The following is an 8,261-nucleotide window of genomic DNA, read 5'->3' as shown; positions in this document are numbered from 1 at the left end:
GATTTAGAAGATGATCCATATGCATAAAGCAAAGAAAGAGTTGTTCTTTTATAAGAGCAACTCTTTTTTACTATGAATATCTTTCCATGAATTTGAAAACCATGAAGATTATTAAAGAAAATACTTACAAAGACTTGATTAAACAAAGATTACACTTCAAAATTGGAATTGAACGACCTTTGAGCGAGGGAGGATAAACATATGAATGATACCACATCACAAGAACGCGCTTACTGGACACATGAAGTATCTGAAAAACTACAAATATCTGATAGCACTTTAAAGCGCTGGGCGAATGAACTAGAAGTGAGCGGGTATAAATTCGCAAAAGGTGCAAATGACAGTCGCGCATTTACCGCTCAAGATATACAAGCATTAGAAAAGTATAGGTATTTGACCAAAAAACAAAAAGTAAAAAAAGAAGAGGCCGCAACAGCTGTTGTAGAAGAGTTTAAAGAAAAAACGAGCGATTGGGCGCCCCCCGCTCATCAAGAAAATGAACTAACTTTGAATAGCTCACAAGTCGCTCAAACTTTAGAAACTTTTATGAGACAACTTCAAGAACAAGAAAAAACAAATCAACAAATTCTCCAAGAATTACAGTCTGCTAACGAGCTAAATAAAAACCTATTATTGCAATATGAACAATTGAAACGAGATTTTGATGAAATGCGTGAATCACAAAAGCTCATAGCATCTACCCAAGAGCAAAAACAAGGATTCTGGTCTAGGCTCTTTTCAAAAAATAAAGACGCATGATGAAAAACTACATCATGCGTCTTTATTTTTGTTCTACTCACAAATTATTTTTCTTCAAAACTAAATTCTAATTTGCTGTTTGCAATTTAAATCTTTTTTTATATTTTCTTGCGTGTAAATGTCAAAATGTTTTTGGAAACCGCCTTGCAAAGATTTGTTGTATGATGCCTAAGTCAAATCTTTGCATTATATGTATACCAGATTCCAAGCATAAAATTAACAAAATCATTCGTCTGATTGCTCTATGAATTTATGAAATTCTAATCGGAAATTTAAGTTTTTAAAATAATGGGTAGAATATTTTCTGAAATATATGTCCAAACTTGTAAATAAATTAACAAGTTTAGGAGATGTGTTATATGTTTTTTAAAGATAATAAGACTCTTTTTAAAAAATGGCTAGATCGTCATGGGATTGAGCAAAAAGAGATACTGAAAGCTACAAAAATATCTAGCGCAACTTTAACAAAGGCTTGTCGCGACAAAACGTATATCCCAACACCCCTTGTAATGAAAAAGCTCTTGAAAGCTATTAGAAAAATAGACCCCTACGCACAACCACATGACTTTTGGAAAATGTAAATAGGCACAAGAACTATTGCCCTTGTGCCTTTGCTTTATCCGTACTGTTTTTGTAGATCGGTCCAGGATCGGCCATACATGCGAGAATGCCTTTTTGTTAGAAAGCTATTATCATATTTTGGTTTAACCGGTCGCGCCATTTTACAAATGAACGATGGTTGCATTTCTCCCCCAGCTCTTACACTGATAATCGCGTGATGTGCTGGTATTTTATATGCTTGTTCTAGTGAAATTGTATCCTCAAATCGATACTTAGATAATTCAAATGTCTTTGTATGATCGTTCATAAATAGGAATTGCTGTACGCCGCCACCTTGTAGATTCTCTTGTAATGACGGTTTCAATTTGTTCCAATGGTGAAATGCATAGATGCTTCCTAGTCTCTCTTTTCTGCCCTCTGTACCCACTCTACCCATCAATTTAGTTAATCCTTCACTTTCATATTGCTCGGGTTCATTAAAAATGATAAACGCCCCATTTTCTTGCTCTTTTTTACTCATTAATAACCTGGTCATGAAGGTTTTTAGTGTGATCCAGTGAACCAGGGTTTTTACTGCATGTTCCCCTAATCCCCTAGCATTTGGAACCCTTAAAATAATAACTTTTCCTTCTTGCATCCATTTACCAAAATCAAGTTCTTTCAATGGGTCTTGTGCAAAGATATCATACAATCTTTCATTCCCAAAAAAGCGGTTTAATCTGGTTATGATGGGATCACACTTATTCCCTAATTGTTCATTATCTCCCCACTGTATCAGCTCATTCGCAAGACGCAAATTCCCTTCATTCACTAATTCTTGAATGCGATTTACCCGAAAGTCCTCATCTTCTATAATACGTTTAATATTAAATAGACTTCCTTTACTTGCTTTGGCCGCATCCGTTAAATATTTTTCACTTCGGCTTAATCCTTCAATTTGCATGAAATCAATCATTTCATCCGCAAATCTTGAAGCACCGTTCCGCCCTAGCTTTGTAATTACTTCTGTTAAATCTAGAGGTGGGATATAATCACTGTCGTTTAAATCCAGATCAATAATGTTTTCTGTTGGTAATGCATCACGAATCCCGTCTGCCATACCCCGCCCACCTTCTTCTACAATTGCATCTGGTATGATAAAACTAATCTTATGTTTTGTATTTCCCTCAATAACAAAATTCTTAATTGCTGTATCTTTACCAGCCCCCTGTCCTCCTATAAAGACGTAACCTCTATAAAAATTATCTGGATTATCTATTGGCATATAGATTGGTATTTTTTGATCTTTCAATTCCGAATGTCCTAAAAATATTCCTTTCTCATCCCGCATAATCGCTGGTATCTCAATTTCAACTTTCTTTTTTACACTCAATGCATCAGCATATTTTCGTTGCAATTCTTTTACAGGCATTTGCAAAGCTAATTTGCTCATTTCATCGGTACTCATCAAATTTACATTCGGATCAAACTTTGTCTTGCTTGATAGTTTGAATGTATTTAATTCCTGTAATATTTCTGTTTGGCGTTTTCTCATTCTTATTTTTACGCCATGTAGTTCATTCGTTTCTGATAAATCCATCATAGAAAGCGCTAAGGTTTCCCCCATTGTCTCCCTGGTTAACCGATCATGGGAATGTGAGGCCACCCGTATACGCGTTTTAAAAACAGGCTGATTTCCTTTGTCATAACTCACACGATTTGTTCCAACTTCATCAGCGGTTGTATGTGCCTTTTTAATGATGTGCTCTTTGCTAAATTTTTTATCTGATTTAAAAAAAGCGTTCGAGAACGCCTGGAATGTATCAGTTAATAAATCATTTATTTCATTAATAACAGCCGCAACACCAATTTTAGCCCCTGTTACAAGTCGTCTGCCGCTCATATTAACCCGTTGGGGTGGTTTCCCCTTCTTTAACTTTTCAATGGCCCAGGAAGCGTTTTTTACCCATTTCTGACGGTTTTCCGCTTCATTACAAATACTCAATCGGCAAATGTCTCCATCATAACTTAGTTCATCAATAACACTTAAAATATTACCAATAGGCGTTTTTGTATCGTTGCTATTTGTATTTAAAGAAAAGATGTCATGTTTCAAATATCGCATTTCTTGTACGATTGTATTTTCATTAGAAATTTGCAAATCTGATATTTCCGCTTCCTTAATTGTCACACTCATTTTGTTTTCTAGTTTTCTTTTAAGCTTTAATGCTTGATATTCGCTAGTTGCTACATAAAATTCAATTTTCTTCTGGCCCTTTTCCTGTTTGAAAACAACATCAAACCAGAAATAGTCCTTTTCACGATAATGAAATGTAATCCCTTTTCTTTCTATACGACTTCCCATACTTTCGTACATTTCATACATCTTATGGATCGCCCGCCATAAACGCTTTGTATTATTAGATACATCCGCATGAGGAATAATCCGATATACAACCATTTTGTTTTTTTCTACTTGTAAAAATTGTTTTAAAGAATATATCTCTTTTCTTTTAAACCAGGATTTTTTTATTTTCTTAGGTTCATATAATACTGGCAAATATTCATTTTGTGCCAAAACAGGAAGGTTTGTATTTTCTTTATCGCATATAATAAAGCCTTCTCCCTGTATCATTTTTAGGCCCCTCCTAATATACATATTGCTAAGATAAGTCCGCCTGCAAAATAGGCAAGCGGCTTCATCATTCCGCCTTTGTTTGTCATTGAACCTATCATGATAAATCCAGCTGTCACCAATGCACCATATCCCATAATATCGGGCAAATTTAGAATAAACCAATGACCTAATTCGCTTACTATATCAACCATAAATTCACCAACTGGCTTAAAAATCCATTCCATTTCCTTCCCTACAATAGCATCACTAAAATTATTTAATTGATCTAAAAAAGAACCCTCTTTTGCCTTTTCTCCAATATACCCAGCTGTATTAGCTGCAATCATTTTTCCACCTTCTAAAATGAATTTCACAAGGACCCCTCCTTTTAAATTCCCTTTAAAAAGTCTCTTATGTCAACCGCATGTCTAGCCAAGATATACCCACAACATGCACCAATTAAAATTTCTATTGCCTTTGTACGGTGACCCAATGCCCAGGCCGCGCCCGAAAAGATAATAACTAAAACTACGCCCGCATCAAACCCGTTCATAATGGCACTATGAACATTGCCAAACGTCCCGTTAACTCCCGCGGCAAATGTTACCTTTGGAAGTATTAATATTAATGAACTCCCTGTAGCGGTAAAAACCTTTTTAAGTACGTTCTTACTATTCGTTTCTTTATGTGCTTTCTTTTTATAACTTTGGTCCATAAAAGAGCGAAAAGAAATCGTTTCTGTCTTAGTCATGATGCAACACCCCTCGTATAATTTTAAAAGAACTACACATACTACTTATAAATGAAAAGTAGGAGGTCTAACGATATGCATGTTGCAATTGCTGTCGCTGTAGGCGCGATTATTGGATCACTTGTTAATGTTTTTGTTGGGTAAAAATACAGGCAGTGAGCTTTTTGAAGGCTCCTGTCTTTTTGTTTGCGCCTTAATTTGTTCAATACGTGCCGCGACACTTAATTTCTGCTTTCCTGTTACACTCTGTTCGTCTTGTCGAATTGGTGAGGGTACTTGTTTTCTATCCTCTTCGCATGTTATTTTTTTATGTTTATCAGGTATATCGTTCCAGATCAATTTCTTTACATAACCCGAAAAATTTTTACGCTTTACATGCTGTAACATGATCCGATCCTTTTCATTCTTCTTATTAAATGCTACAGGTTTACTAAACTTTGATCTTTCCATTCTGTTCACCCTCCCCGATGTGACCGATAATATCGGTATTACTAAAACGTATTCCTTTCTGTTTGTACGTTATTCACCTTTTTATACAAAAAAATTCTCTACTTTTTTATTTAATCGATATGAGCGGTAATATCACTTTTCCCATAAAAAAATGACCCTTTTAGGCCACATTTTTAATCATTAGCTATCAGCGTGCTTTACGCTATTAGCTATATGCCGACAGTATGAAACTTGTGCAAGTACAACACGAAAAAGAAGTGTCTTCTCGAAATTTCCGAAATATACGAATTTTAAAATCGTCTCAAAGTATAAAATGTTATAATTATACTGTTCCTTTTGCATCCATGAGAAGGATTTTAAAACCGTAAGACACTTAGAGAGGGGAAACAACTATGTCACTTTTACAGCAACATTTTGAAGAAAGAAGAGAATACATTTTCAATCGTCTTAAACAACCAGAATATATGGAAAGAAGCATAGAAAAAGTTCGACAAGCTCAAAAAGAGATCAAAAATACTGTGCGAACGATTAAAGATTTGTTACTCTTAGACAAAACAACTGATCCTTGTCTACCAGAGGTTGCTCAATTTTCTCTTCAACACATTACAAATTCAGAGTCATTTGATAATGTTAAAAACCTTGTTCCATCCTCTATAAAAAAGTTGAGTGAAGAAGAACGCGCAAAAATATTAGATGAAACATTAAGCGTAACAAACCAAATCATGAATTTAGAACGTACTGTTTTTATCATGATGTTTAATGCAAAAGAGAAAATCCTCATGGATTCTTATAAGAAAAAACGTAGATCACAAACAGAGCTTCATTATGATGTTGCTGACAAAGAAGGGTTTGATAAAGCGTTTTATGAAGAACGTATTAAGTCATTACGAAATGACATTCGTGTAGTATCTTTTAAAAAGCTATGTGAAAACGAACCCGCACCAGAAGATTTAGAGCTATTCAAACAACGTTATGAAACAATTATTTTACCAAAGGTACAAGAGATTATTTCATTAATTGAGCCAAGTTTAATAGATATAGACGTATTTTTAAATCCAGTAATCGAGTACGGTGTAGGCGAAATTACTTTAGATACAATGATTCAAAGATTGCAAAAAAATCTATCTTTATTTCACGAATTATCGAAAGCTGAATATTGTCCCACTGTTGAGTTAACAGTAAAAGAATATGTATTCTTAGATGCTATGAACAGTTCTAAAAAAGGGAAGGAGTTGCAACCATCTAAATGATATATACACAAGAAAATTTTTATAACAAATTAATGGAAGAAAAGAAAGAAGTAACAATTTTTCTACTAAACGGTGTTAGAGTACCTGGAAAAATTATTGCTGTCGATAAATTTTCAGTATTAATTTTAAGCAATGGAAAGCAACTGTTTCTTTATAAAAAAGCTATCTCAACCGTTTCTTTACAAAAAATATAATCTTACATCTATAATATTTTTATCGTTTTTCAAATAAATTCCACTTCAAAAATTGATATATATCATGTACGCTACATATAAGAGTTAGTCATTATCATTTTAAAACAAGGCTAGTTTTAGTCTTGTTTTTTTGTTTATTTTTTTATAGGTTCGTATATTATGAAATATATACATATATGTAAAGGAGTTTAAAAAAAGAATGAAAATGCGGCTTTTATATAATCAAATAGAAGTACAAAAACAAGAATTAATTTACCTTGTAATGGAATATGGATTTTCCCATCAAAAAGTAATTGATTTCAGTCAAAAATTAGACCTTTTAATATATGAAGTAATGGAAAAGTATAAGAGTACCATAAAAAAATGAATCCTCGGCTTAAGGATTCATAACAGGAAGATACAGATATATAGAGATAAATAAAAAGAATTAATCATATTATAATATAAAAACAAATGAAATATATTGAGAAATAAATAATAAGATTGAATTTTCTTATTATTAAACATAAAATGAATATGAGTTGGAGTAGTACCTAATCTTTAACCCTTACGCGAAAAAGAGATCGGAATATCCGATCTCTTTTTCCGTACATACAACAGATTGGTATCACTATATAAGTGCCGCCTCATTACAGTCGGAAACTCACTTTTAGTATATAAAAACTTCATACAAAATCAATAGATTTTTGTGAGACAAAAACTTTATATTTTATGTTATTATATCTTAGGGTTTCGTTTTACTAAGAGGTAAAGGGCAAACAAATTAAATACATTCTGAAAGTGTTCTGTGTAAGTTCTAAAAATCATTTGTGATTCTATGCAAATGATTTTGACAAATGACCTTCTTTTTTATAATATAAAAAAGGAATTGAGTGGTTCAGACTCAATTCCTGAGATGAAGTCATTTGCCAGCGAATACCTTGTAAAAGAATCCTTCTTTTATAGTTGGATTCTTTTACTTTGTTCGGAGCATAAAACGTAATATTGTATATGCCATTTTTCTTATCGAACATCCCCGTTTGAGCGCTAATTGCTGTAGGAGTTTATGTTGAAATGGCGTTAATTCAAATTCAATAAAATGCTGAAAAGCATGAGATTGCTGCACAGGTACATCTTCCATGTAAATGTAATCTAATCCCTCTGTTATTAATTCCAATGCAATCTGATCTAAGTTTTCATTATAAAGTGCTAATTCTTCCAATTTCTCATACAAATGTGATTCTAGCGATATCAACAGTTTTTTGTTTTCCTTCCGAAATTTTTGTTTTTGCCCTTTCCAATATTGTTGCTCTTGTCTTACTGCATGTAACATTTTAATTCCCCCTATTTATCATTTGAATGTGTATTTCACCCTTAAAGTCAAATCCCTATTTCTTATTTCTTACAATATCAACAGCGGCTAAACAGGCGGCTATCCCTAGACGTTTTTCACTATATATTTTCTTATTCACTGTTAGGTACCAGCATCCATTTTCTTTTACGCTCAATAGATCGTTATATTGCCTCCCTAATTTTTCTAAAATAAAAGTGGATTCCTCAACGGGATTAAAATATTCAACTGGCATTCTAATAAATGGTGTGCGATTCTTACCCCAATATGTACCGCATTTTTCTAACCCCAAAAACTCTTTCGCAATGACATAATCTAGTCTTTCTGTTGCAACAGATAAATCATGATACGGTATCCACCAATTAGAATC

11 protein-coding genes are annotated in these 8,261 nt (G+C 33.3%); 5 read left to right on the top strand and 6 right to left on the bottom strand.

Annotated features, from left to right (window positions below; translation table 11 throughout):
* Positions 1-201 precede the first annotated feature (201 nt).
* Both RT27_RS29020 and RT27_RS29015 read left to right on the top strand, forming a co-directional pair.
* Complete coding sequence (locus RT27_RS29020; RefSeq protein ID WP_043938537.1) at positions 202-759, top strand: MerR family transcriptional regulator; 558 nt, start codon at positions 202-204, stop codon at positions 757-759.
* A 359-nt stretch (positions 760-1,118) separates the two neighbouring features.
* Positions 1,119-1,340, top strand: a complete 222-nt coding sequence (locus RT27_RS29015; protein WP_000465161.1) for a helix-turn-helix transcriptional regulator — start codon at positions 1,119-1,121, stop codon at positions 1,338-1,340.
* A 35-nt stretch (positions 1,341-1,375) separates the two neighbouring features.
* Here the strand turns inward: RT27_RS29015 and RT27_RS29010 are convergent, their stop codons facing one another.
* From RT27_RS29010 to RT27_RS28995, 4 genes are all read right to left on the bottom strand, one after another.
* Positions 1,376-3,934: a hypothetical protein gene (locus RT27_RS29010; protein ID WP_043938536.1), complete on the bottom strand. Its 2,559-nt coding sequence runs from the start codon at positions 3,932-3,934 to the stop codon at positions 1,376-1,378.
* A gap of 2 nt (positions 3,935-3,936) precedes the next feature.
* Positions 3,937-4,290 (bottom strand): hypothetical protein, encoded by a 354-nt coding sequence (locus RT27_RS29005; protein WP_000668764.1) that lies wholly within the window; start codon positions 4,288-4,290, stop codon positions 3,937-3,939.
* A gap of 14 nt (positions 4,291-4,304) precedes the next feature.
* A complete protein-coding gene (locus RT27_RS29000) occupies positions 4,305-4,667 on the bottom strand; it encodes a hypothetical protein (RefSeq protein ID WP_000167718.1) in 363 nt (120 codons plus the stop codon).
* A gap of 117 nt (positions 4,668-4,784) precedes the next feature.
* On the bottom strand, positions 4,785-5,117 hold the full coding sequence (locus tag RT27_RS28995) for a hypothetical protein (RefSeq protein ID WP_043938533.1): 333 nt from the start codon (positions 5,115-5,117) through the stop codon (positions 4,785-4,787).
* A gap of 392 nt (positions 5,118-5,509) precedes the next feature.
* Between RT27_RS28995 and RT27_RS28990 the strand changes: the two genes are divergently transcribed.
* From RT27_RS28990 to RT27_RS28980, 3 genes are all read left to right on the top strand, one after another.
* A complete protein-coding gene (locus RT27_RS28990; protein WP_043938532.1) occupies positions 5,510-6,367 on the top strand; it encodes a hypothetical protein in 858 nt (285 codons plus the stop codon).
* Complete coding sequence (hfq, locus tag RT27_RS28985) at positions 6,364-6,561, top strand: RNA chaperone Hfq (RefSeq protein WP_043938531.1); 198 nt, start codon at positions 6,364-6,366, stop codon at positions 6,559-6,561. Before RT27_RS28990 ends, hfq begins: the two co-directional genes overlap by 4 nt.
* A 199-nt stretch (positions 6,562-6,760) precedes the next feature.
* A complete protein-coding gene (locus RT27_RS28980) occupies positions 6,761-6,928 on the top strand; it encodes an aspartyl-phosphate phosphatase Spo0E family protein (protein WP_043938530.1) in 168 nt (55 codons plus the stop codon).
* A 588-nt stretch (positions 6,929-7,516) separates the two neighbouring features.
* Here the strand turns inward: RT27_RS28980 and RT27_RS28975 are convergent.
* A complete protein-coding gene (locus RT27_RS28975) occupies positions 7,517-7,873 on the bottom strand; it encodes a hypothetical protein (RefSeq protein WP_043938529.1) in 357 nt (118 codons plus the stop codon).
* Between the two features lie 55 nt (positions 7,874-7,928).
* The coding region (locus RT27_RS35485; protein ID WP_043938527.1) for a hypothetical protein at positions 7,929-8,261 on the bottom strand (333 nt) is incomplete at its 5' end.

Origin of the sequence: Bacillus sp. L_1B0_5 (genome assembly GCF_000836715.1) — a bacterium.
GTDB classification, from domain to species: domain Bacteria; phylum Bacillota; class Bacilli; order Bacillales; family Bacillaceae_G; genus Bacillus_A; species Bacillus_A thuringiensis_S.
This window is presented reverse-complemented; position numbering and strand designations above follow the sequence as displayed.